Annotated in this window: 17 protein-coding genes; 5 read left to right on the forward strand and 12 right to left on the reverse strand. The window is 63.2% G+C overall.

Annotated features, from left to right (window positions below; all coding sequences use genetic code 11):
- Position 1 precedes the first annotated feature (1 nt).
- Positions 2 to 1,237 (forward strand): 3-deoxy-7-phosphoheptulonate synthase, encoded by a 1,236-nt coding sequence (locus tag FW789_RS06755; protein WP_446431194.1) that lies wholly within the window; start codon positions 2 to 4, stop codon positions 1,235 to 1,237.
- Positions 1,228 to 2,412: an MFS transporter gene (locus FW789_RS06760; RefSeq protein WP_446431195.1), complete on the forward strand. Its 1,185-nt coding sequence runs from the start codon at positions 1,228 to 1,230 to the stop codon at positions 2,410 to 2,412. The genes FW789_RS06755 and FW789_RS06760 overlap by 10 nt, the downstream gene beginning before the upstream one ends.
- On the opposite strand, the gene FW789_RS06765 is transcribed toward FW789_RS06760, so the two are convergent.
- On the reverse strand, positions 2,403 to 3,545 hold the full coding sequence (locus FW789_RS06765; RefSeq protein ID WP_340612235.1) for a glycerate kinase: 1,143 nt from the start codon (positions 3,543 to 3,545) through the stop codon (positions 2,403 to 2,405). The two genes, FW789_RS06760 and FW789_RS06765, sit on opposite strands and share 10 nt — an antisense overlap.
- Positions 3,546 to 3,659: 114 nt before the next feature.
- A complete protein-coding gene (locus tag FW789_RS06770; RefSeq protein WP_446431196.1) occupies positions 3,660 to 4,757 on the reverse strand; it encodes a sugar diacid recognition domain-containing protein in 1,098 nt (365 codons plus the stop codon).
- Between the two features lie 161 nt (positions 4,758 to 4,918).
- Between FW789_RS06770 and FW789_RS06775 the strand changes: the two genes are divergently transcribed.
- Positions 4,919 to 6,247: an MFS transporter gene (locus tag FW789_RS06775; RefSeq protein WP_186698039.1), complete on the forward strand. Its 1,329-nt coding sequence runs from the start codon at positions 4,919 to 4,921 to the stop codon at positions 6,245 to 6,247.
- Positions 6,248 to 6,286: 39 nt separating this feature from the next.
- On the opposite strand, the gene FW789_RS06780 is transcribed toward FW789_RS06775, so the two are convergent.
- Positions 6,287 to 6,820: a cupin domain-containing protein gene (locus tag FW789_RS06780; protein WP_446431197.1), complete on the reverse strand. Its 534-nt coding sequence runs from the start codon at positions 6,818 to 6,820 to the stop codon at positions 6,287 to 6,289.
- Between the two features lie 158 nt (positions 6,821 to 6,978).
- Between FW789_RS06780 and FW789_RS06785 the strand changes: the two genes are divergently transcribed.
- Positions 6,979 to 8,907 (forward strand): sigma-54-dependent Fis family transcriptional regulator, encoded by a 1,929-nt coding sequence (locus tag FW789_RS06785; RefSeq protein WP_446431198.1) that lies wholly within the window; start codon positions 6,979 to 6,981, stop codon positions 8,905 to 8,907.
- A gap of 51 nt (positions 8,908 to 8,958) precedes the next feature.
- Here the strand turns inward: FW789_RS06785 and aldA are convergent, their stop codons facing one another.
- From aldA to FW789_RS06800, 3 genes are all read right to left on the reverse strand, one after another.
- Positions 8,959 to 10,392: an aldehyde dehydrogenase gene (gene aldA / locus FW789_RS06790; RefSeq protein WP_446431199.1), complete on the reverse strand. Its 1,434-nt coding sequence runs from the start codon at positions 10,390 to 10,392 to the stop codon at positions 8,959 to 8,961.
- A gap of 7 nt (positions 10,393 to 10,399) precedes the next feature.
- Positions 10,400 to 12,547, reverse strand: coding sequence for a PQQ-dependent dehydrogenase, methanol/ethanol family (locus tag FW789_RS06795; RefSeq protein WP_411563193.1), 2,148 nt, complete (start codon positions 12,545 to 12,547; stop codon positions 10,400 to 10,402).
- Between the two features lie 240 nt (positions 12,548 to 12,787).
- Positions 12,788 to 13,915 (reverse strand): MFS transporter, encoded by a 1,128-nt coding sequence (locus FW789_RS06800; RefSeq protein WP_446431242.1) that lies wholly within the window; start codon positions 13,913 to 13,915, stop codon positions 12,788 to 12,790.
- Between the two features lie 379 nt (positions 13,916 to 14,294).
- On the opposite strand from FW789_RS06800, the gene FW789_RS06805 reads away from it, so the two are divergent.
- Positions 14,295 to 15,302, forward strand: coding sequence for an aldo/keto reductase (locus tag FW789_RS06805; RefSeq protein WP_446431200.1), 1,008 nt, complete (start codon positions 14,295 to 14,297; stop codon positions 15,300 to 15,302).
- A 215-nt stretch (positions 15,303 to 15,517) separates the two neighbouring features.
- Here FW789_RS06805 and FW789_RS06810 read toward each other — a convergent pair whose 3' ends face one another.
- The 6 genes from FW789_RS06810 to FW789_RS06835 form a co-directional block, all read right to left on the reverse strand.
- Positions 15,518 to 17,761 carry a PAS domain-containing hybrid sensor histidine kinase/response regulator gene (locus FW789_RS06810; RefSeq protein WP_446431201.1) on the reverse strand — a complete coding sequence of 748 codons (2,244 nt, stop codon included), beginning with the start codon at positions 17,759 to 17,761 and terminating at the stop codon, positions 15,518 to 15,520.
- Positions 17,691 to 18,845 carry a nitric oxide-sensing protein NosP gene (nosP, locus tag FW789_RS06815; protein ID WP_103437354.1) on the reverse strand — a complete coding sequence of 385 codons (1,155 nt, stop codon included), beginning with the start codon at positions 18,843 to 18,845 and terminating at the stop codon, positions 17,691 to 17,693. Before nosP ends, FW789_RS06810 begins: the two co-directional genes overlap by 71 nt.
- A 115-nt stretch (positions 18,846 to 18,960) precedes the next feature.
- Positions 18,961 to 19,731 carry a TraX family protein gene (locus FW789_RS06820; RefSeq protein ID WP_189691609.1) on the reverse strand — a complete coding sequence of 257 codons (771 nt, stop codon included), beginning with the start codon at positions 19,729 to 19,731 and terminating at the stop codon, positions 18,961 to 18,963.
- Positions 19,680 to 20,771 (reverse strand): metal-dependent hydrolase, encoded by a 1,092-nt coding sequence (locus FW789_RS06825; protein WP_446431202.1) that lies wholly within the window; start codon positions 20,769 to 20,771, stop codon positions 19,680 to 19,682. Before FW789_RS06825 ends, FW789_RS06820 begins: the two co-directional genes overlap by 52 nt.
- Positions 20,772 to 20,898: 127 nt before the next feature.
- Positions 20,899 to 22,149: an OprD family porin gene (locus tag FW789_RS06830; protein ID WP_446431203.1), complete on the reverse strand. Its 1,251-nt coding sequence runs from the start codon at positions 22,147 to 22,149 to the stop codon at positions 20,899 to 20,901.
- 64 nt (positions 22,150 to 22,213) lie between these two features.
- Positions 22,214 to 23,413, reverse strand: a complete 1,200-nt coding sequence (locus FW789_RS06835) for a benzoate/H(+) symporter BenE family transporter (protein WP_207074017.1) — start codon at positions 23,411 to 23,413, stop codon at positions 22,214 to 22,216.
- Positions 23,414 to 23,426 lie beyond the last annotated feature (13 nt).

Consider the following 23,426-nt stretch of genomic DNA (forward strand, 5'->3'; position numbering starts at 1 on the left):
CATGCTGACTCAAGGCGCCAACGTGCTCGACGGCCCACTGGCCTGGAGCCTCAACTCCTGGCGCGATCGCAGCGCTGCGCAGCAACCGCTGTATCACGACCAACCTGCCCTTGAGCAAGCGCTGGCATACTTGCGCCAGGCCCCCGCGCTGGTCAGTCGGCAGTCGATCAGCCTGCTTACGGCCTTGCTGGCCCAGGCCCAGCAGGGCCGCGCGTTTGTCTTGCAAGGCGGTGATTGCGCGGAAGGCTTCACCCAGACCGATCAGGCTGCGCTGAATCGCTTTGTGCAATTGCTGCAGCAGATGAGCCAGCTGCTGACGCGGGGTGTACAGCGGCCAGTGATCAAGATCGGCCGCCTGGCCGGGCAGTACGCCAAGCCACGTTCCAGTGATATCGAAACCCGTGATGGCCTGAGTCTGCCGGTGTATCGCGGCGATATCGTCAACCAGGCCGAGTTCCGCGCAGCAGCGCGGCGGGCAGATCCGCAGCGCTTGCTTGCAGCCTATGCTCACTCGGCCGCGACCTTGCGCGATATCCGCACCCTGCAGGGTTTCATGGACAGCGATGGCCTGTGCGATCAGGCGCTGTTCATCTCCCACGAAGCCTTGCTGCTGGAATACGAGCAGGCGTTGACCCGGCAAGAGGACGATGGCTGCTGGTTCAACCAGTCCACCCACCTGCCGTGGATTGGCCTGCGCACCGCCCAGCCCGACGGCGCCCATGTCGAATACCTGCGTGGGGTGAGCAACCCGGTGGCGGTCAAGGTCGGCGCTGAAACTTCGGCCAGCGCACTGCTGCAACTGATCGAACAGCTTAACCCGCACAACCAGCCGGGCCGGCTGACGCTGATCCACCGTATGGGTGCGGCGCTGCTGGAACAGCACCTCGGGCCGCTGATCGACGCAGTAGAGCACGCTGGCGCACGGGTGTTGTGGCTGTGCGACCCCATGCACGGCAATACCCGCACCCTGCCCTGCGGCACCAAGACCCGCGCCTTCGATGACATCCTGGCGGAAATAGAGACGGCCTTCGCCGTGCATGCCCGGCATGGCTCGGTCCTCGGCGGGCTGCACCTGGAATTGACCGCTGAAGCAGTGACCGAGTGCCTCGGCGGCCCGAGCCAGCTGCAGCCGGAGGATCTGCACCGCTGCTATCTGAGCAAGGTGGATCCACGCCTGAATGGCGAACAGGCGTTTGCCTTGGCCCAGCACTTGAGCCGGATGCCGCCATGCCGTTAGCCATATACGTGTTTTCGCTGTGCACCTTTGCCTTCGGTTTGTCCGAGTTCGTGGTCGCCGGTCTGGTTTCGGCAATGGCGGACGATCTGAGCAGTTCAGTCGCTGCGGTGGGCGCGGCGATTGCGGCGTACGCGTTGGGTGCCGCCATCGGCGCACCATTGCTGACTGCGGCGCTGGCGAGCTGGCGTGACCGCTCGCTGATGCTGCTGACGGTAGCAGCGCTGGGGGTGGGCAGCCTGCTGCTGGCAAGCGTCGAGCAGGTGTTGACCTTGCACCTGGTGCGCTTTGGGATTGGCCTGGCCCACGGCGTGTTCATGGCGGTAGCGGCCAGTGTCGCAGTCAAGCTGGTAGCACCCGCACAGGCTGGGCGGGCATTGTCGGTGGTATGGATGGGCTTGACGGTGTCGTTGGCACTCGGGGTACCGCTGGGCACGCTGCTGGGCAGCTTCTGGTCGTGGCGGGTGATATTTGTCGCGCTGGCGCTACTCGGTTGTTTGAGCTTGATCGGCTTGCTGCGCTGGATGCCGGTTCAGGCCGGTGCGGTGGCTGCTCAGCCTGGCGCGGGGCTGAGCGGCCTGCGCGCCGTACTACTGCGGCCGTTGTTGTCCGTTGCCGTGGTGTCCATGCTGGTCAGCGTCGCGGTGTTCAGCTTTTTCAGTTACGTGTCGCCGTACCTGCTGGAGGTGAGCCAGGCCGGGCCACGCTTGTTGAGTGCGGGCATGCTGCTGTTTGGCGCCTGCACGATTGCTGGCAATCTGGTTGGCGGCTATGCCGGCGACCGCTTTGCGATAAACCGCTGCCTGTTGCTGGCCCTGCTCATGCTGGTGGTCACGTTAATGCTGCTGTATGTGTTCAGGCAGTCGCCATGGGCAGTGCTCGGCCTGGTCGGGGTGCTGGGGGCAGTGTTCTTTGCCATCGTCACGCTGTCCACGTTGCGCCTGCTCAACTTGGCCAAAAGCGTGGCGCCGCTCGCCAGCGGCGTGGCCTCAGGGTTGAACATTGCTGCGTTCAACCTCGGCACAGCGCTCGGCGGCGGGCTCGGTGGCCTTTTGATCGGTCAGCTCGGCCTGGCGTGGTTGCCGCTGGCAGGCGTCGGCGCCGGGCTGTTGGCAATTGCTGTGCTACTCAGCCAGACGCCTGCTGATGTGCCCTATGAAGCTGAAACTCAGCGCTGAGCCTTGGCGCACTGCCACAGCCTGGCAACATCGCTGGCACGCGCCTGCAGCAGTGCCGGCGCCTCGCTGCACGCCTGAGCCAAGGTCATCGGCCCACTGGCCAGCGCAAACGCGGCATCGATGCCATGGCCGTACAGTTGCTGGTAACCCTCGCCCAGGGTGCCGGCCAGCACCACCACCGGCACACCATGACGTTTGGCAACCCTGGCCACGCCCATGGGCGTTTTACCGCGCAAGGTCTGCGCGTCAAAGCGGCCTTCGCCGGTGATGACCAGATCGGCGCCCTGCACCAGTGTATCCAGGCCGGCCAGCTCGGCGACCACCTCCACTCCAGCGCGGAAACGCGCGTCCATGAATGCCTTGGCCGCAAAGCCCATGCCGCCGGCAGCGCCGCTACCGGGCGACTCCCTGAGGTCTTTACCCAGCAGTTGCGCGCAATGGTCGGCAAAATGGCCAAGTGCGAGATCCAGCGCTGTCACCTGCTCAGGGCTGGCGCCTTTTTGCGGACCAAAAATCGCCGAGGCGCCATTCGCCCCACACAGTGGGTTGTCGACGTCTGCAGCGACTTCGACCTGCACCTCAGCCAGACGCGGATCAAGCTCACTGGCGTCGATCCGGGCCAATTGCGCCAAGGCCAAGCCGCCTTCGGCCAGCGCCTGGCCATCGGCATCGAGCAAACGCAAGCCAAGGGCGCGGAGCATGCCGCTGCCGCCGTCGTTGGTGGCACTGCCGCCAATCGCCAGGACGATGCGTTGGGCACCCGCAGCCAATGCCGCGCCGATCAATTCGCCGGTGCCCCAGGTGCTGCTGCGACAGGCGTCGCGCTGCTCGCCGGGGACCAACTGCAAGCCACTGGCTTCAGCCATTTCGATGATTGCCGTGTGGCTCTCGGCGAGCCAGCCCCAGCTGGCCTCGACCGTCTGCCCCAGCGGCCCGCGCACCGCTTGCTGGCGGAGCTCACCGTGGCTGGCCGCGACAATCGCCTGCAGCGTGCCTTCGCCGCCATCGGCCATCGGACACTCGATCAGCTCGGCCTGCGCCCATACCTCGGCCAGGCCGCGCGCGATGGCCTGGGCGACAGCAGCGGCGTCGAGGCTGTCCTTGAACGAATCGGGGGCAATGACAATTTTCATGGGGATTCTCCTGATCCTGTTGCAGCGATGCTGACAGTTGCGTCATCCGCAGGCCTCGGTCAGATGCACAAAAGCCCGGCGCCGTTGTTTGGGCAAACGCCTTTGCCACTCAGCTCAGTCGGCGGGCAACAGCTGCAAACCCAGATACAAGGTCAACATGCCGTCCAGCCGCTGTGGGTCGACTTCGCCCAGCTCGGCGATACGTTCCAGGCGATAGCGCAGGCTGTTGCGGTGGATGCCCAAGGCATCGGCACAGGCCTGGCTCTGGCCATCATGGGTGCACCAGGCGCGCAAGGTATTGAGCAACTGGCCGCTGGCGTCCTTGCTCCGAATGCGCAGCAATGGCTCGAGCAATTCATCCAGCGCGTCGTCGTTGCGGTGGCGCCACAGCAGTGCTGGCAAGCGGTAGCGGGTCAGGTTCAGCAAGCGCTCGGCAGGCAGCACTTCGCGCCCATAGGCAAGCAAATCACGTACCCGCCGGTAGCCGCGTCGCAATTGCTCAAGGCTTTGCGCTGGCGGGCCAACGGCCAGGCGCTGGACATGCCAGCCATGGCGCTGCAGCCGCTCGAGCAGGCGCTGTTCATCCAGCGCGACCGCTGCCGGCCGACACCACAACAGCGACTGACGGGCCGGGCTGACGCACCAGCCATCCGGGTAACGGCTCATCAGCCAGGTGGCCAAGGCTTCTGCAGGCGGTCCGGACTCCAGCTCGAACAGGCACGGCACCCGTGCCAATTGAGGCTTGAGGCCAAGTTGCTGGGCCTCGTCGAGCAAACGCGTCGAATCACCACTACTGCCCAGCAACAATGCCAGCAAGTCATCACAGCGCTGGCGTCGCCAGTGTTGCTCGACTTGCAGGTGACGCTGAGCCAGGAGCATCTCGGCGGTCATCCGCACCAGCTCGCCGTAGGTGCGCAATTGCTGCGGATCACCGGTCAGGCCGAGCACGCCGATCAAGCGGCCATCGAGCATCAGCGGCAGGTTGACGCCGGGCTGCACGCCCTTGAGGCACTTGGCCGCGTCATTATCGAGCTCGACGATCCGGCCATTGGCCAATACCAACTGGGCACCTTCATGGCGGGTGTTGATGCGCTCTGCTTCACCGCTGCCGAGGATCAGGCCCTGGCTGTCCATGACGTTGACATTGCACGGCAGGATGGCCATCGCCCGGTCGACGATATCCTGCGCCAGGTCATGGTCCAGTTCGAACATTCAACGGTCCTTGCAGTGATAGGATTTGGGCCGCAGCACAGCGGCCAGCGCTGACACCTGTGCATAAGCACAAAGACAGCCGCGCTGCGCTCGCCGAGACTCGTCAGGCGAGCGCCGAAACAGGCGACGCGGTAACAATCATAACAACAGAGATCCCGATCATGGCACACAGCTCTGCCCCTGACCAAGGCCACGATAGCACCCGCAATGCGCTGTACCGGCGCATCACGCTGCGGCTGATTCCATTCATTTTCATCTGCTACCTGTTCAACTACCTCGACCGCGTCAACGTGGGTTTTGCCAAGCTGCAGATGCTCGATGCACTGAAGTTCAGCGAAACCGTCTATGGCCTCGGCGCCGGGATTTTCTTCATCGGCTACGTACTCTGCGGCCTGCCCAGCAACCTGGCGCTGAACCGCTTCGGGCCACGGCGCTGGATCGCCTTGATGATGATCGCCTGGGGCAGCCTGTCGACCTGCTTGATGTTTGTCACCACGCCGACCGAGTTCTACGCCCTGCGCCTGCTCACCGGCGCCGCCGAAGCCGGCTTCTTCCCGGGCGTGGTGCTGTACCTCTCGCGCTGGTTCCCTGCGGATCGACGTGGGCGGATCATGGCCCTGTTCATGTCGGCGATCCCGGTTTCGGGGCTGCTTGGCGGGCCATTTTCTGGCTGGATTCTGCAGCACTTTGCCGCCGGCCAGCACGGTTTGGCGGGCTGGCAGTGGATGTTCCTGATCCAGGGCCTGCCGACAGTGGTGCTGGGCGTACTGGCGATCAAACTGCTCAGCGACGGTTACCAGAAAGCGCCGTGGCTCAGCCCGGCCGAGCGGCAGATCATCGAAACCGACCTTACCGCCGATGCAGCACGCAAGCCGGTCAGCAGCGGTGACAGCGTGTTGTCGGTGCTGACCAATCCGCTGATCTGGACCTTTGGCTTCATCTACTTCTGCATCCAGAGCGGCGTGTACGCGATTAACTTCTGGCTGCCGTCGATCATCAAGAGCATGGGCTTTGACAACCCATTGCTGATTGGCTGGTTGAGCGCGATCCCTTATCTGCTGGCCGGCCTGTTCATGATTCTGGTAGGCCGTTCGGCTGATCTGCGCAACGAGCGCCGCTGGCACCTTGTGGTGCCGATGCTGATGGGCGCGATCGGCCTGCTGATCGCGGTCAACTTTGCCGGCAATCCGCCGATTGCCATCCTTGGTCTGTCGATCGCGACCATGGGCGCCCTCACCGGTTTGCCGATGTTCTGGCCGATGCCAACTGCGTTGCTCAGTGCTGCCACTGCGGTGGCTGGCCTGGCGATCATCAACTCGGTCGGGCAGATGGCAGGCTTCCTCAGCCCGTATCTGGTGGGCTTCATCAAGGATCAGACTGGTTCCACCGATGCTGCACTGTACTCGCTGGCCGGGCTGATCGTGATCGGCAGCCTGGTGGCCCTGCGCGTCACCCGTGCAGGCGCCTTGAGCAGCGCCCGCGCCGATTGATACGGCTGAACGTTGCCGGGCCTGGCGCCCGGCAACACTTCAACGCCACAACGCGACGACCCCGCCATCCTTGCCCAGCACCGGGTCCAACTCCGGCAACGCCACCTTGGCAATCCGCGCTACCGCCTGCGCGTGGCCACGGGCGTTGGGCCGCTCGATCTCGTAGTCTTCCTGCCCCCGCGGGTAACCGCCAACCACGACAAAGTCCTCACTACAGGTCACGCAGCGATGGCCGGTGCCCGCCGGCAGCACCAGCACGTCGCCCGCTTTGACGCTGATGGTCTGCCCGGCGGTACCACCCAGGGTCAAGCGCGCTTCCCCCTGCGCTACGCCCAGTACTTCATGCGCGTTGGGGTGGAAGTGGTGGTAGGGAAACACCCCATCTCGCCATAACGCAGGCCACCCGTGCACCTCGAACAGCGCCTCAAAAGCCGCCGCTCGGTTCGTGCCGTGTGGCCACTGCATCGCATAAAGCAACACCGGCAACAGGCTGTTCGGCGTCGAGCCGTCGTCGGTAAAACGTAGCTGGCGCGGCTCAACCGGCCGCGGCGCGATAGATTGCTGCTGGTCCATGATCTGCCCCTCCCAGGCTTGTATTCTGTTGAGAAGCTAGAATGCCGTCAGGCGTTCCATTTCAAGCAGGCGCTCACTGCCTCAGGCTTTTGCGCTATGGTTGCAGTCTGACCGGCACTTCGAACCGGCCCACGACAATAACAGCACGGGGAGCGCCCATGACCGCGCCTACCACCGACACCCGCGCCAGGGAACTGGCTGCGTTTATCGACTGCCACTTCGCCGAGCGCGGCCTTGCGCCGGAAGCGGTGATCGCCGAATCGTGGTTTCGCAGCATCAACCAGCACCACCTCGACCCAGGCCTGCGCCATGTCGACAATATCCTCAGCGCCGCCGAGATTCGCCAGCATCAGGCTCAGCACGAGGCTTACCTGAGCATCGCCGGGCAAGGCGTCAACGGCCTGGCCCGAAGGGTGGTCGATGCGGGCTTCGCCGTGCTGCTCAGCGATGCCGACGGCATTACTCTGGATGCGCGCCTGCCGGCCGATCACGACCGTTATTCACGCGCTGGGCTGATTGTCGGCGCGCGCTGGGACGAATCGATCGCTGGCACCAATGGCATCGGCACCGCGCTGGCGTCGGGGCAGGCGCTGACCATCCACCGCCAGGAGCATTTTCTTGCGGCCAACGCCCGCCTGAGCTGTTCGGTGTCACCGATCTTCGATGCGCAGAATCAGTTGCTTGGCTGCCTCAACGCAACCTGCCTGTTCAACGATGGGCCAAAACAGGCGCAGCACCTGACCCTGCACCTGGTTACGCTGTACGCGCGGCTGATCGAGAACACCCATTTCCGCCAACGTTACCGCGACCGTCTGACCCTGGCCCTCAAGCCTCGCGACGACATCACCGATCTGGCCAACGAGCAGCTATTGGCGCTGGATGAAGGCGGCCGGGTGATCGGCGCCAACCGGGCTGCATTCATGGCCCAGCCTGGCGCTCTGCTGGGCTTGCGCATCGAGCAGTTGCTGCCCGCCACTATCGATGAGCTGCTGATGCTCACCCGCGGCGGCGCTTGCGGCACCCAACTGCGCGAGCCTGGCAGCGAGCTGATCATCGAAGTCGGTTTGCGTGTGCCGGCTGGCTACGGGCTGCGCGCCAAGCCTGTTGCGCCGGCCCCAACTACAGCCCGCCACCCGACACTTGAGCAACTTGCCGGCGGCGACAGCCAACTGCAGCAAAGCGTGCAGCGTCTGCGCAAGGTGCTGGACAAGGACATCTGTATCCTCATCACCGGTGAAACCGGCACCGGCAAAGAGGCCTTTGCCCGCGCCGTGCACCAGGCCAGTCGCCGTCAGGCCGGGCCGTTCGTTGCACTCAATTGCGCAGCGATCCCCGAGTCGTTGATTGAAAGCGAGCTGTTTGGCTACCGCAGCGGCAGCTTCACCGGCGCCAACCGCAAAGGCATGAAGGGCAAGCTCGAACTGGCCAATGGCGGCACGCTGTTCCTCGATGAGATCGGCGACATGCCTGCACACCTGCAAACCCGCTTGCTGCGGGTGCTGGCCGAGCGTGAGCTGCAACCCCTGGGGGCCGAAGCGCCAGTGGCGTTGGATATTCAGGTGGTGTCGGCGACCCACCAGGATCTGGCCAGCATGATTGCTGACAAACGCTTCCGTGAAGACCTCTTTTACCGTTTGTGCGGCATGCGCATGAGCCTGCCGGCGCTACGCCAGCGCAGCGATCGCGTCGAGTTGATCGAGCACCTGCTGCGACGGCTGCCCGAAGCGCAAGGGCTGCAGCTGGACGCCGAGGCTCACCGCTGCCTGCTGGGCCACCCCTGGCCTGGCAACGTGCGCCAATTGCTGAACGCGCTGCGCTACGCAGCCGCGCTGGCGGAAAATGGCGTGATAAGCCTGAATTGTCTGCCGGAGGAGTTGCTGGCGAGTGCGCCGCAGACGCCGGTCCTTGCACAGCCACTGCGCCTGGAGGCTCAGGTCGAGGATGCCGAAGCCCGGCATTTGCTCGATGTACTGCGGCGCGAGCGTTGGAATATCAGCGCGGCAGCAGACGCGGCGGGAATTTCCCGATCGACTCTGTACCGCAAGATGAAACGACACGCAATCGTGCCGCCGAATCAGGCTGACTGAGCGCAGCACTGGCCGCTGCACGAGCGTGCCGGCCAGTGCTGCCCCCGTTACTCAGCCCTGGATATACACCACTTGCGTGCGCGTGTACTCATACAGCCCATGCTTGCCATCCGCCCCGCCCACCCCAGACTTGCGTGCTCCGGCGTGGAAACCCTGCATGGCCTCGAAGTTCTCGCGGTTGATGTAGGTCTCGCCAAAATCGATTTCGCGGCTGGCTTTGAGTGCGGCGTTCAGGTCGCGGGTATATAACGACGAGGTCAGGCCATATTCGCTGTCGTTGGCCAAGGCAATCGCTTCATCCAGGTCGTCGATGATCTGGATCGGCAGGACCGGACCGAAGATCTCCTTGCGCATGATCTCCATGTCCGCCTCACAGCCGGCCAGCACCGTCGGTTGATAGTGGAAGCCCGCACCAAGATCAGCTACCTGCCCGCCGGTAACCACCTGAGCGCCCTGCCCGACAGCCGTGCGCACCATCTGCGCGACCTTGTCCAGCCCGGCCTGATTGATCAATGGGCCCATGTCCAGGTCAGCCTGCAGCGACGGGTCGCCATAGCGCGTGGCGGCCATCGTCTGCGCGACCTTGTCGATGAAGGCATCCGCCACATCGCGCTGCACATACACCCGCTCGGCGCAGTTGCACACCTGCCCGGTGTTGATCACCCGCGAGGCAACGATCGCACGGACGGCCAGGTCCAGGTCGGCGTCGGCCAGCACGATAGCGGGCGCCTTGCCGCCCAGTTCGAGGTTGAGCTTGGTGATGTTTGGCGCTGCCGCAGCCATGATCCGCGCCCCGGTGGCGACACTGCCAGTGAAGCTCACCAGGTCAATACCGGCATGGCTGGTGAGGCTGTGGCCGACACTTGCACCTTTGCCGCCGACCACGTTGAACACCCCTGGCGGTAGATCGGTTTCGGCCACCAGCCGGGCAAACTCGTAGCAGTTGATCGGTGTCTCTTCGCTGGGTTTGATCACGATGGTGTTGCCGGTCAGCAGCGCCGGCGCCATCTTGCGCGCAATCAGGAAGAACGGGAAATTCCACGGCAGCACCCCCGCAACCACGCCCAGGGGTTTGCGCAGCAGGAAGATGTGTTCGTTGGCCCGATCACTGCTCAGCACCTCGCCCTCCAGGCGGCGCGCCCATTCGGCCATGTAGTCAAGATAGTCCGCAGTGAAATTGACCTCCACCAAGGCCAACGCCGGCACCTTGCCCTGCTCCTGGGTGATGATGCGCGCCAGGCGCTCGGCATTGGCCCGCACCTTGGTCGCGATCTGGCGCAAGTAACCGGCGCGCTCGATGGCAGGTCTTGCCGCCCAGCCTTTCTGCGCACGGCGCGCTGCGTCAATCGCGCGTTCGACCTGCTCAACGGGTGACTCCGGCACCGCCCCCAACAGCTCGCCGTTGGCCGGGTTGAACACCTCGATCAGTTGTTCGCTGGCCACAAAAGCGTTGTCGATATAGTTCTGGTACAGATTATCGCGCATCGTCATGTCACTCCTTGGAGGTATTGTCGGCAAGCGGCGTGGCGGCTGCGGGCTTGGCGCTGAAGCGCTGCCAGACACTGCCTTCGCTTTGCAGGTCGTGGGCGCGCTTGATCAGGTATTGGTGCACCTGTTCCACCTGCTCAGGCTTGAGCGCTTCGGCGAACGAAGGCATACCGTCCGGGATGCGCCCGCCATAGAGAATGCCGAGGAACATCTGGTGTTTTTCCGCGGTGAGCTTGCGCAGGTCCGGCAGCACGCCGCCGCTGACGGCATGGATGCCATGGCACTGCGAGCAGTTGCCGTCGTAAAGCGCAGCACCGGCGGCTACGGTTTTTTCGTCAGCAGTGAGCGCTGGCGGTTTCGGCGTGTCGGCCGGCGGTGGTGGCTCACGCAGGGTGGCGTTGCCGCCGATCTTGTAGGTCAGCACCTGGGCGAACGGCTGCACGCCGGCGCGCAGCGACAAGGCCCCGGCAAAGGTCGAGAACGCCCCGCCCCAGCCGGCCATGAAGGTCACGTATTGCTCGCCATCTACCGAATACGTGATCGGCGCAGCCATCACGCCGCTGGCAGCCGGTGATTCCCAGAGCTTTTTGCCATCGTCGGCGGCGTAGGCGATCACCCGGCCATCGGCACTGCCCTCGAAAACCAGGTTGCCCGCCGTGCTCAGGGTGCCGCCGTTGAAGATGGTGATATACGGCACTTCCCAGGCAGGCGCCTGCTTGACCGGGTCCCAGGCGATCAACTTGCCTGACCAGGTTTTGGCCATTTCCAGCAGGCCTTCCGGGCCTTCGGGCATCATCCCGGTGCGCAGGCCGAGCTGGTACACGCTCTTGAACGGGTGACGCTTGGGCGCGTCCGGGATGTGCTCGTAGTAGGCCGACATGATGTGCGCCGGGATGTACACCAACCCGGTGTTGGGGTTGTAGGACATCGGGTGCCAGTCATGTGCGCCCCAGAATGCCGGGGTCACCAGCTTGCGCTTGCCGTCCTTCCAGTAGGCAGCTGCCTCATCATCGACGATTGGCCGGCCGGTCTTCATGTCGATGCCCTTGGCCCAGTTGACCGGCACGATGTTCTTCGCCGAGAGCAACTCGCCGGTGGCGCGGTCGAGTACATAGAAGAAGCCGTTTTTCGGCGCCTGCATCAATACCTTGCGCTGTTTGCCGTTGATCGGCAGTTCGGCGAGGATCATGTGCTGGGTGGCCGTGAAGTCCCAGGCATCGCCCGGCGTGGTCTGGTAGTGCCAGGCGTATTCGCCGGTATCGGCATTGACCGCCACGATCGACGACAGGAACAGGTTGTCGCCCTTGGCCTGGCTGCGCCATTTCGGATCCCACAGCGAGCCGTTGCCGACGCCGATATAGAGCAGGTTCAGTTCTGGGTCATAGGCGAACGAATCCCACGCCGTGCCACCGCCGCCCTGCTCGACAAAGGCATCGCCGTGCCAGGTCTTGCTGGCGATTTCCATCGCCTTGTCTTCAGGCGGCAGCTTGGGGTCGCCAGGCACGGTGAAGAAGCGCCAGGCCTGCTTGCCGGTTTCGGCATCATAGGCGGTGACGTAGCCACGCACGCCAAATTCGGCGCCGCCGTTGCCGATCACCACCTTGCCATTGACCACACGCGGCGCGCCGGTGATGGTGTAGCTGCGTTTGTCGTCGCTGCGGGTGTCGACCGACCATACGCGCTTGCCGGTCTTTGCATCGATGGCCTCCAGGCGGCCATCGAGCACGCCGACATAGACCTTGCCCTGCCATACGGCTACGCCACGGTTGACCGCATCGCAGCAGGCTTCACCGGCCCGATGGCGATCGGACTGCGGATCGTACTTCCACAGCAGCTTGCCATTGCGTGCGTCCAGGGCATACACCACCGAAAATGGCCCTGTGGTGTACATCACGCCGTCGACCACGATAGGCGTGGCCTCGACGCCGCGGTCCAGATCGAGCTTGTAGCTCCAGGCCAGGCCCAGTTGATTGACGTTGCCGTCGTTGATGGTGTTCAGCGGGCTGTAGCGCTGCTCATCGTAGGTACGGCCATGGCTCATCCAGTTGCCGGGTTCTTTGTCGGCGTCGATTATGCGCTTGCCATCGACCTCGGCGGCAAACGCCGGGGCCAGGCAAGCCAACGCCAGGACGGCGCAACCTGCGGTTCTCATCAAGGCACCCGGCATGGGCCGGCGGTGCGGACCTGATTGGGTCATCGGGGAATCTCCGTTCTTGTTATTGGCGACACCCAGGGAATGTGTCGTGAACAACAGGAGCAACGGCTGTGCCAGCACCAGAGATACCACTGAAAGCCCCGTCGTAGAGAGCTTTGTCCACTGTCGAACGCAAGCCAGCGAGCCTACGAGTCGCCGCAGTTTCGGCACACGTGGCGCAGGAATGGAACAGGTGTGTCAGTCCGGGAGAAGCTTCGATTGCAGGCTGCGAAGACGTCCCAGCAACAGACTCCCGATCAGCGCTGCAAGGACGAATGCCATCGCTAATGCCTGCAGCAAGTCCCCTTCTGCCAACGCGACCCCTGCGCTGCACAAGCCGCCAAGGGTAAATACCAGCGTGTTATTCAGAGCGGCTGCCGTCCCTGCAATCTCAGGGTGTAGGCTCAACGCCCAGGTAGTCGCGGCCGGGCGCACAATCGTTGTACCGGCACTGCAGACCACCATCGACAGCATGATTCCGGTGACGGTCAAATTCAGCACGTACAGCCAGAGAAACAGCGACAACCCAGCGACGCCGATCAAAAGCAGCCCCAGTCTGATCTGTGCACTCACCTCGATGCGTTTGTTCAAGGCACTGGCGACCACGCCGCCAATGATATAAGCCGCACCGTAAGCAATGAATATCAGTGAAAAGGCGTAGTCGGTCATCCCCAGCAGATCCATGAACAGCAAGGGTGACGTGACAATGAAAGAGAAGTGGCAGGCAAATGCCATTGCGGACAGCAGCGAATAGCTTATGAAGCGTCGATCCTTGAACAAGGTGCGATAGCCGCTCCGTGGGGCGACAGGACGCGAGGCGTCTGTGAGCGAAAGACTACACAGCAACACAGCTAACGCCGCGAGCACGACAAAGGCCTGAAAGCTGCCCTGCCAACCAAGCCACTGTTGCAAAAAACTGCCTGCCAGCGGTGATAGGGAGATAAACAAACCGCTGGCGGTAGTCAGCAAAATTCGCATCGAATTGCGCCGATGGTCGCTATACAGGTCCTGAACCAGTGCATGGCTGAGTACAAAGCAACCGCATCCAGCGGCCTGAACCAAGCGGAACACCATGAAGGACGAAAAGTCCCAGGCATAAATACAACCCACGGCACCTGACGCCGCCGTTATCAGTCCGACTAACAACAGGCGTTTACGGCCAAGGCGATCGGATAGCGGTCCGATCCAGCACTGCGACAGCGCGGCCCCAACGGCGAACAGGCTGATGGACCAGGCGATATCTGGGGTTGGCACCGAAAATTGTGAAGACAACGCTGGGAATGATGGAAGTATCACATCTAGTGGGAATATCCCCAGTAAGCTCATCAGTATCAGTACAGTAACTAACAGCCGATTTTCAGATGGTTGATCTTTAAGCACTACGCACCTCAGCACTGCGAATCAGCGGCATGGTTACTGGCGGATACTGCGTCTCCAGGCTGCATCAAGCATCGCTGTCTCGTTGTGCGCGTGGCAATAAGCACAGGCAGGAAAAAGATCCCATAGCGTTGTGAGGAATTTCGCTAACTATCAGCTGCGTATAAACATCATGTTGAGTATTTGAAAATGCTGTTGGCGCTGCGCGACACAACGCCGCGCACATTTACAGGCAGGATCAGGCAACAACCCCGCTGTTTTGCCCTTTCAAACCCCACCGCTTGCCTGTAAAAAAGGTCATCCCCCTCCCCACTCAAGGACCTTCCCCATGCTCTATCGCCCTCTTGGCCAAAGCGGCCTGCAGGTTTCAGCCCTGACCCTGGGCAGCATGATGTTCGGCGAGCAGACCAGCGCCGAGGATTCGCTGCGGATCATCGACAAGGCCTGGGATCAAGGCGTCAACTTTGTCGACACCGCCGACGTCTACAACGGCGGGCGCTCGGAGCAGATCGTTGGCGAGGCGGTGGCGCGCAAGCGGCAGGACTGGGTGGTTGCCTCCAAAGCGGGATTCGGTGCAGTGGACGGCTTGCCCAACCGCAGCGGGCTGTCGCGCAAGCATCTGTTCAATGCCATCGAAGCCAGCCTGACGCGTATGGGTACCGACTACCTGGATATCTACTACCTGCACCGCGAAGACCACAGCGTGCCGCTGGAAGAAACCGTGAGAGCCATCGGTGATCTGCTGCAACAGGGCAAGACCCGTTACTGGGGCGTGTCCAATTTCCGCGGCTGGCGCATCGCCGAGATCTGCAACGTGGCCGAGCGCCTGGGTGTGGCCAAGCCGGTTGTGAGCCAACCGCTGTACAACATCGTCAACCGCCAGGCCGAACCTGAACAGTTGACCGCTGCGGGTTATCACGGGCTCGGCGTGGTGCCGTTCAGCCCACTGGCACGCGGCGTGCTCAGCGGCAAGTACGCACCGGGTTCCGAGCCTGACGCTGGTAGCCGTGCCGGGCGCCAGGACAAGCGCATCATGGAAGTGGAATGGCGTCAGGAGTCACTGACCATCGCGCGCAAGATCCAGGCCTACTGCGAGGGCAAAGGCGTCGGTATCGTCGAGTTCGCGATTGCCTGGGTGCTGAACAATCGCCTGGTCAGCTCGGCGATAGTCGGGCCGCGCACCGAAGCGCAGTGGGACACCTATGCCGGGGCACTGCAGGTGAAAATCACCGCCGAAGATGAAGCCTTCATCGATGCGCTGGTGACCCCAGGCCACGCCTCGACCCCAGGCTTCAACGATGTAGCCCACTTCGTCAGCGGCCGCCTGGCGCGTTAACGAGGCCGCTCACCTGCCGCTGCCCCTGTAGCGGCCTTGTGTCGCGAAAGGCGCGCGCAGCGGGCCCAGACATCAGCTTCGCCGCCGACATTGCCGGGCCAGCTCTGCTGGCCTTTCCGACCGGTCCGGCGCCCCGGCAAGGCCGCTCCTTGTCCGCGTAAGTCTTGGTGATGTGGCACCCGGTGAATTGCAGATGACTTGAAAGGCATTACGCGCTAACGGCCTCTTGACGACCCAAGCAGGTGGCTGATCGCGGTCTTGAGCTTCATCGGCCGCACCGGTTTGTGCATCAGGGTGTGGCCAAGCAGGCGCACTTGCTGCTTGAGCTCGTTGCTGTAATTGGCGGTGATCATCAGCACCGGTATGGCCCGGTCGCGGCAGGCGTTGATCGCCGCTACCGCCTCGATGCCGGTGCGGTCATGGTCCAGGTGATAATCGGCGATCAACAGGTCGACTCGCGCCCGTGGCAGGGCGACCTGACGCTGCAGGTCCGCTTCACTGGCCGCCGTGGTGACCTTGCAGCCCCACTGTTCGAGCAAGCTGCGCATGCCGGCACAGATCGCCCCGTCGTTATCCAGCACCCAGATTCGCGCGCCCTGCAGCGATTGCAGGTGAGGCATGTCCTGCTGCAACGCTAAGCATTTGCTCACAGGGCGCTGGCAGCACGGGACTTCGACCGAGAATACCGAACCTTTGCCGGGCACCGAGCGCAGCTGGATGGGATGCCCGAGGATACCGGCGATCTTGTCGACAATCGCCAGACCCAGCCCCAGGCCGCGATCCTGGTCCGGCCGCTGCGCCTCACCACGTTTGAACTCCTGGAACACTTCGCGGCACTTGTCCGCTGCGATGCCGATGCCGGTATCCCACACCTCGATCAACACCTTGTCGCCGCGCCGCCTGCAACCGAGCACGATCCGCCCGCGGGGGGTGTAGCGTACGGCGTTGCTGAGCAGGTTGCGCAGGATCCGCGCCAATAGCTGCATATCACTGCGCACGCGCAAGCGGCTCGGCACGTAGTCAAGGCGCAAGCCCTCGCTGGCGGCGACGGTAGCGTGCTCGGCCGCGAGGTTGTCGAGCAGGTCGCTCAGGGCAAAACTGGCGACATCGGCGCGGATCACCCCGGCGTCGAGCTTGGAGATATCCACCAGCGTGCCGAGCAGGCTCTCGACGCCATCCAGGGCGTTGCTGACGTTCTGGATCAACGGGCCTGCGCCAGGCTGTTCGAGCAGGGCACTGGTAAACAGCCGGGCGGCATTCAGCGGCTGCAACAGGTCATGGCTGACTGCGGCGAGAAATTTGGTTTTCGACAGCGTGGCCTGCTCGGCATCGGCCTTGGCATCGCGCAGGCTGGCTTCCATACGCCGGCGCTGGTTGATTTCGCCGAGCAATTGGCGATTGAGGCTGGTCAGTTCGGCGGTGCGCTCGTGCACGCGCAGTTCCAGGTGCTGATAGGCCTGATGCAGCGCTTCGGCATGGGCGTAGCGCTCGGTGATATCGGTGAAGGTGTTGACGAAACCGCCTGTGGGCAATGGATGCGTACGAATTTCCAGCATGCGCCCGTCGAACAGGCGCTGCTCCAACTCCGGCAGCGGCTGGCCGTGGTCGTCGCGGCTGGCGGGCGTCAGCAAGGCCAGCTCGCTGTCGGCAATTACGTCGGCAAACTGCCGATGGCTGGCAATCGGTGCCAGGCCGCTGACCTCGAGAAAGCGTCGGTTCCACAGCTCGAGCACGCCCTCGGCGTTGACCATGGCCAGCCCCTGCGACAGGTTGTCGACCGCCCGCTGCAGCAGGTACGACTTATGCGCCAGGGCCTGCTCGCGGCGGTGATTCTCACGCAGCTTGACCCGGGTGACATCAGTAAACAGCATCACCCGGCCGCCGTCGCGGGTCGGCCGTTCGCTGACCTGCAACCAGCGCTCGTTGCGCAGCCGATACAACGGTTGCTCGTCGCTGCTGGCACGGGGTTCTTCGCGCAGCAGTTTGTGCATCAGGCGTTTCACCTCGACCAGCTGCATACCGCTGGCCACGCGCAACCGGCTGTTGGCCCAGAGCGCCTTGAAGCGCCGGTTGAACAGCACCACGCGCAGGTCGGCATCGAACAGCACGAACGCATCGGAAATACTCTCGATGGCATCCACCAGCCGCTGGTGGGCGGTTTCGGCGCGGTGATGCGCGTCGCTGAGCAACAGGTGGCTGGCCTTGAGTTCGACCAATACCTGGCTCAAGGCATCCGTGCGCTCGCGCACCTGCTCGGCCAGCACCACCGAGTGCTGGAACGCGGCAAAGGCATCGTCCGGCCGCGCCGCACCCGACTCCAGCCGCTCGATCAACGCTGCATTGATGCGCTTTAGCTTGTGGTTGTCGCGTTGCAGCTGGCTGATCTGCTCAGCTGGCGATGCGCTCGCGGGGCCGTCCGATGGCAACGCCGGTGAAGGTCTGGTTGATGTGCATGCCATTGAACTGCTCCCCATAGGTGTTGAAGCCCAGCACCTGCTGGCTGCGCAACAACGCGCTGACCTCAGCCACAGCAGCGCCCTCGCCCTCCAGCTCGAGACGGCGCAGTACGCAGTCGCAGCCGATGGTCAGCAGCAACGGCCCGAGGCGCTGGCGCAGGCCCTCGAACAACGATTGCAGGTTGGCCAGCAGCGGACCGGGGCGCATTGCGGTGAGGACGATGCCGTTCTCCACCGCGCAGTAGAAGCTCAGGCTGCCATCCTCATGTACCTGCTGAATGGCCCGCACGTAGTGGTTCTGGTTGATCCGCAGCGCCAGCGGGTGCGCCGCAAACAGCCGATGATCGAGCGCGCCCACGGGTACACCGATCAACTGGGCGTATTCAGCGGCTGCCGGCTCGGCGTTCAGCTCATAGACCCGGCGTAACTGACGGTCAGCGCGGGTCACCACCAGTTTCTCGCTGCGCGGCTGAATGTGATCGGCGCTGAACACCTCGAACTCCAGCCAGGTATTGACCAGCAACAAAACCGCCGCACCGCTGTGGAAGGCACCGTTGTAATACACATGAGTGCGGCTGAGGTGATTGTCATCACCTGCCGAACCGCCGAACTGCGGGATATCGCCCAGCGCCGCTGCCAAGGCAGCCAGCACCACCTCTTCCCGGCTGGACAGGCCGTCGAACAGGGTCAAGGCAAAGCTGTGCGCCTTGATCGGTGCCAGGCTGTTGCGTCGGCAGTCTTCGACCAGCTGGGCAACCAGCGCCTGCGCGTCGAGCAGGCTGAAACCGGGTACCGCTTCCACCAGGCCAGCGGCGATGGAGAAGTAGCGCCGGTCGAAACCGACCGCGGTGATACAACCGCGCGCATAGCCCTCCGGGGTCAGTTCGCCGGCGCTGGTGCAGCCGGCCAGCCCCACCGCCGGAAATTGCGCCTGTAGCGCAGCCGCCAATGCCGGCAGATCGTATTCGGCAGAGCAGAAAAACAGCACAAAGCCTAGCTCGGCATGCCGCAGTTGATCAGCCAGCTCACCGGCTGCCTGAGTAGCGCAGGTAGCCCGCGACAGTGCGCTGAAGACGCCTTCGCTCATAAGTCGATTTCCGAGAGAGATACAGCCATGGCCGCAGGATAGGCAAGCATGCGGCTCAGCCGAATGCTACTTGGGTAGGGGGTCGGGGTGGCATTGGTTGTACGCGGCCCTCGCGCTAAATACCAAGGGCTGCGGCCAGACGTTGCAGGCCGGCGATAAGCGCCAGGTGCAGCGGATAGAACGCATAACCCCAGCGCCCGACCCGCGATACCTGCCAGCGTTCCTGACGCGCCAGCCACAGGCCTATTGGCAACGACATTGCTGCGGTGCTCAGGATGACCAGGGCGATGGGTTGCAACGGATGCGCACGTAACCAACTGTTGGTCACGTTGCCCGCCACCGCCAACGCACACGGCAGCAGCCAGCCGGCGCCGCCGTAGCGCCTGGCGATCAGTATCGCGGCGGGGAGCAGGACGCCAGGCAAGCCGTACATCAGGTGATCACTGAACAGCGCTGCAGTCAGCGCAGCGCTCAAGCCGAGCAGGCAGGCCAGCGCCTGTCGATGGTGTATTGCCCAAGCCAGCAACAACCCGAGCGTCAGGGTCGGGATCACGTTTAGCGTCTGCGAACCGGTGTCCAGCCAGCGGTACGGGCCTTCGGACAGCACGCCAAATACCAGCAGCCAACCGAGATAGCGCGCCGCGCTGCGGCTGGGCCACATAGCCGGGTCGCTGCGCCCGACGTTGATTGCCAACGCCAGGCAGAACAACGGAAATGCCAGCCGGCCGATGACGAACAAGCCGTCGGCAGCTGGCCATAGGTAACGCAGGTGGTCGGCGACCATGGTCACGATCGCCGTCCACTTGACCAAATCCAGCCCGGCGGAGCGCACGGTTATTGTCCGGACTCGCTGCTCGCCATTGGCTGCAGGTACTTGGCGGTCCATGCCGCCAACGGCATCGGCGGTTGTTGGTGAATGATGCGGCGCCAGATCAGAGCAAGGTCTTCCAGGTTGAACATCGAGTTGGCCGATGTGCCTGACCAGGCTGTTGGCGTGCCGACGATCCACTGGCCAGTGCTGTCGCGGCTGGCCATCTGGAAGCGGAACGTGTAGTTGCCGGGAATGCCCATGCGCAGGTCGGTCACCACCAAGGCATCACCGACCTCGTCGTAACGCAGCCAGTCTCCCGTGAACCAGCGCAGACGCGCGTGCAGTGGGTCCTTACCAAGAGGCTTGGCTGCGTCGAGGTTGCGCGAATGCCGCAGCATTTCCGGCGGCTCGCGATCGAACACGCTGCTGACGCCCTCGAAGTAATGGCCGTCCGCGGTTTTCGCCATCACCCGCCAGACCAGACTGTTAAAGGCGATAGGCACGGCACGCACTTCGGTCACTGCTACGCCTTGCTGATCCAAAGCAGCCGCAAAGCGCTGCTCGGCATGCATACGCGCGCCCACGCCAAAGCCGAGGTAGGCCGTACTGAACAGCAATGCACAAGTCATCAACGCAATCGCCCTGCCCTGCATGCCGCGAATCGCCGCGAACAGCACAGTAAATAACAGCGGCAACGTGTACACCGGATCAATGATGAACACCGCCGCCCAACTTTCCGGAATCAGTTGCAACGGCCAGAACAACTGGGTGCCATACACGGTGAAGGCATCAAGTACCGGATGCGTGATGAGCACCAGCCAGAACGCGGCAAACAGCCTTGGCCAGCGATAGCCGCGCTCCGGCCAGTACTTATGGCCAAGCCAGGTCACCAACCAGGCCAACAACAAGGCCAGGCCGGTGAGCACGAACAGTGAATGCGAGAAACCACGGTGGAAGGTCATCTGCGACACCGGATCGGCATAGCGGATGATCACGTCGAGGTCTGGCAAGGTGCCCAGGGCGGCGCCGTAGAGCAATGCCCGGCGGCCTTGAATACGGCCTAGCACCGTGCCTTGCAGCGCTGCGCCGAGCACCGCTTGAGTGAGTGAGTCCAAGGGTCAGGTTTCCACAAAAAGTCTGCTGGCAACCTACCTGCATTGCCGGCCACCGTGCAAACGCTATCGCCGCAGCGCAGCGTTTGCAGCGGGCTGGCAACTCAGCCTTCTGTGAGCGGCGCGGGGCTCACAGCAACTGCCAGGTGTAGGCCAGAATCAGCCGGTTCTCGTCGATATCGCTGCGATAATTCGAGCGCGCCACCGCGTTTCTGACACGAATCCCCAAACCCTTGAACACCCCGCTCTGCACCGCATAACCAATATCCAGATCGCGCTCGCGGTCCTTGCCCTCGAAGCCGCGGCCAGTATCGACATTGTTGCCGGTTATGTAGCGCACCGTCGCGGTCAGGCCAGGGATGCCCATGGCCGCGAAGTTGTAGTCATAGCGCGCTTGATAGGAGCGCTCATCGGTGTAGGCAAACTCATAGGTGGGCACCTCATTGCCCAGCGGGGTGATATTGGCAAATACCCGTGGAAACGGGCTTTCGCCATAGATGCCCTGATAGCCGACGTGAAAGCTGTGTCCGCCATGCCGGGCTGTCAGCAACGAGAAGAACGCCTGGTTGTCGATCTGGCCAAGCAAGGCATCGCCGTCCTCGCGGGCAGTGAAATAACCCAGGTTGGCGCTGAGGACCCAGTCGCCGAACGGCTTGCTGTGCTTGAGGCCGACAAAGCCCTGCTGGTAGATGTCTTCGAGCTGGCCATACCACAGGCTGGCGCTGGTCTGCTTGTCATTGAAGACATAGTCACCGCCCAGGTAATTGAACGCGTCACTCGCGACCTGGCGCATCGGCACATGGCCAAGCATGGCGTTGAGCTTGTCATCCCCGCCTTCGTTGCGCAGGTGCGTCGAAGACAAATGCCCAACCTGCACGGTCAGCCCGTTGATCTCGGCAGAGTTGAGGCTGACGCCCTGATAGGTGGGTGGCAGCAGGCGAATGTCGCTGAAGGTCAGCACCGGCAGATTCGGCTGCAGCTCGCCAACGCGCAGCTCGGTTTGCGACACGCGTGCTTTGAAGGTGCCAGCCAGGCGACTGTAATCGCTAGCCGCACGCCCGTCGCCATGCACTGGCAACAGTCCGCTGTTGACCCGGTCCGGGCTGCTGTCGAGGCGAACCCCGAGCAAGCCCAGTGCATCCACGCCGAAACCGATCGGGCCAGGGGTGTAGCCGGACTTGAAATCGAGGATGAAGCCCTGGGCCCACTCCTCGGCCTTGGACTGATGGTTGGCGCCGACGATGTCAGAGAAATCCCGGCTGAAATAGTAGTTGCGAGCACTGAGGCTGGCTTTGGCATCTTCGAAAAAACCGCTTTCGGCAGCCAGCAAGGGTTGGCTGAGCAAGGTTATGCCCAGGGCGACACAGGGGTTAGGGTTCATTGCGAAGCTCTCTTGATCTTGTTTTTATGGATGGATCGCTACTACGGTTTTGCACTACGGTTTTTCAGGAGTTACGGTGCAAGGCATCCCCCGCCTGCGGCCGCCGCAAACGCAGCAAGGCATGCGCACAGAGGCCAAACAGCAAGCCCCAGAACGCTGCCGACAAGCCCAGAAAGGCAACACCGGAGGCCGTCACCAGAAAGGTGAACAACCCGGCATCACGCTCGCTCGGTTCGGCCAGGCTGCGGGCCAGTGCCTCGCTGATCGCGCCATACAAGGCGAGCCCCGCCAGGGCGGCAATCAATGCAGCAGGAAAAGCGGCAAACAACGACATCAGGGTCGCGCCGGCGATGCCCAGCAGCAGATACAAGCCACTGCCGGCCAATGCCGCGATGTAGCGTCGGCGCGGGTCTTCGTGGGCCTCGCGGCCGGTGCACAGGCTGGCCGTGACGGCGGCGAGGTTGAGTCCGTGGCAGCCGAACGGCGCCAGCAGCATGCCGCCCAGGGCACTGGCACTGATCAACGGGCTTGCCGGCGTCTGATAACCAGCATTGCGCAGCACGGCCATGCCCGGCATGAACTGCCCGGTCAGGGCCACCAGCACCAGCGGCAAAGCCAGGCTGAACACTGCCGACAGGCTGAATTGCGGGGTGATCAACCGCGCGGTAGCAAACTCCAGGACCAGCGCCTCACTGCGCAGCTGGCCGCTGAGCACTGTGATCAACGCGCCAACGGCCAAAACCGCCGCCACCGCATAGCGGGGCTGCAAGCGCCGCATCAGTACATAAGTGATGAACATCGCCACGACCAGCGTCGGTTGCACCGGCAAGGCGCGAAACACTTCAACGCCAAAGCTGAACAGAATGCCGGCCTGCATGCCTGCCGCAATCGAGCCCGGCAGGCGTGCGATCAAGCCGTCGAACGCACCACTCAGGCCAATCAACAGCAAGATCAGATTGGCCACCAGATAGGCGCCGACCGCTTGCTCGAGACCAATCTGCGGCAGCGCAGTCACCAGCAGTGCCGAGCCTGGAATCGACCAGGCGATAACCACCGGCACCCGATAACGCAGGGTCAATACCGCGCCAAGCACGGCGCTGCCCATCGACACGGCCCACACCCAAGACGACAACTGGCCGTGGGACAGGCCCGCAGCCTCGGCAGCATGGAAGATGATCACCAGCGGGCCGGCGTAGGAAATCATCGTCGCCAGCAGGCCGGCGACGATGGCAGACAACGAACAATCCTTGATCAGGTCTTTCATGGGACCTCTGGCC

It is taken from the genome of Pseudomonas sp. 1121_17 (assembly GCF_052850745.1).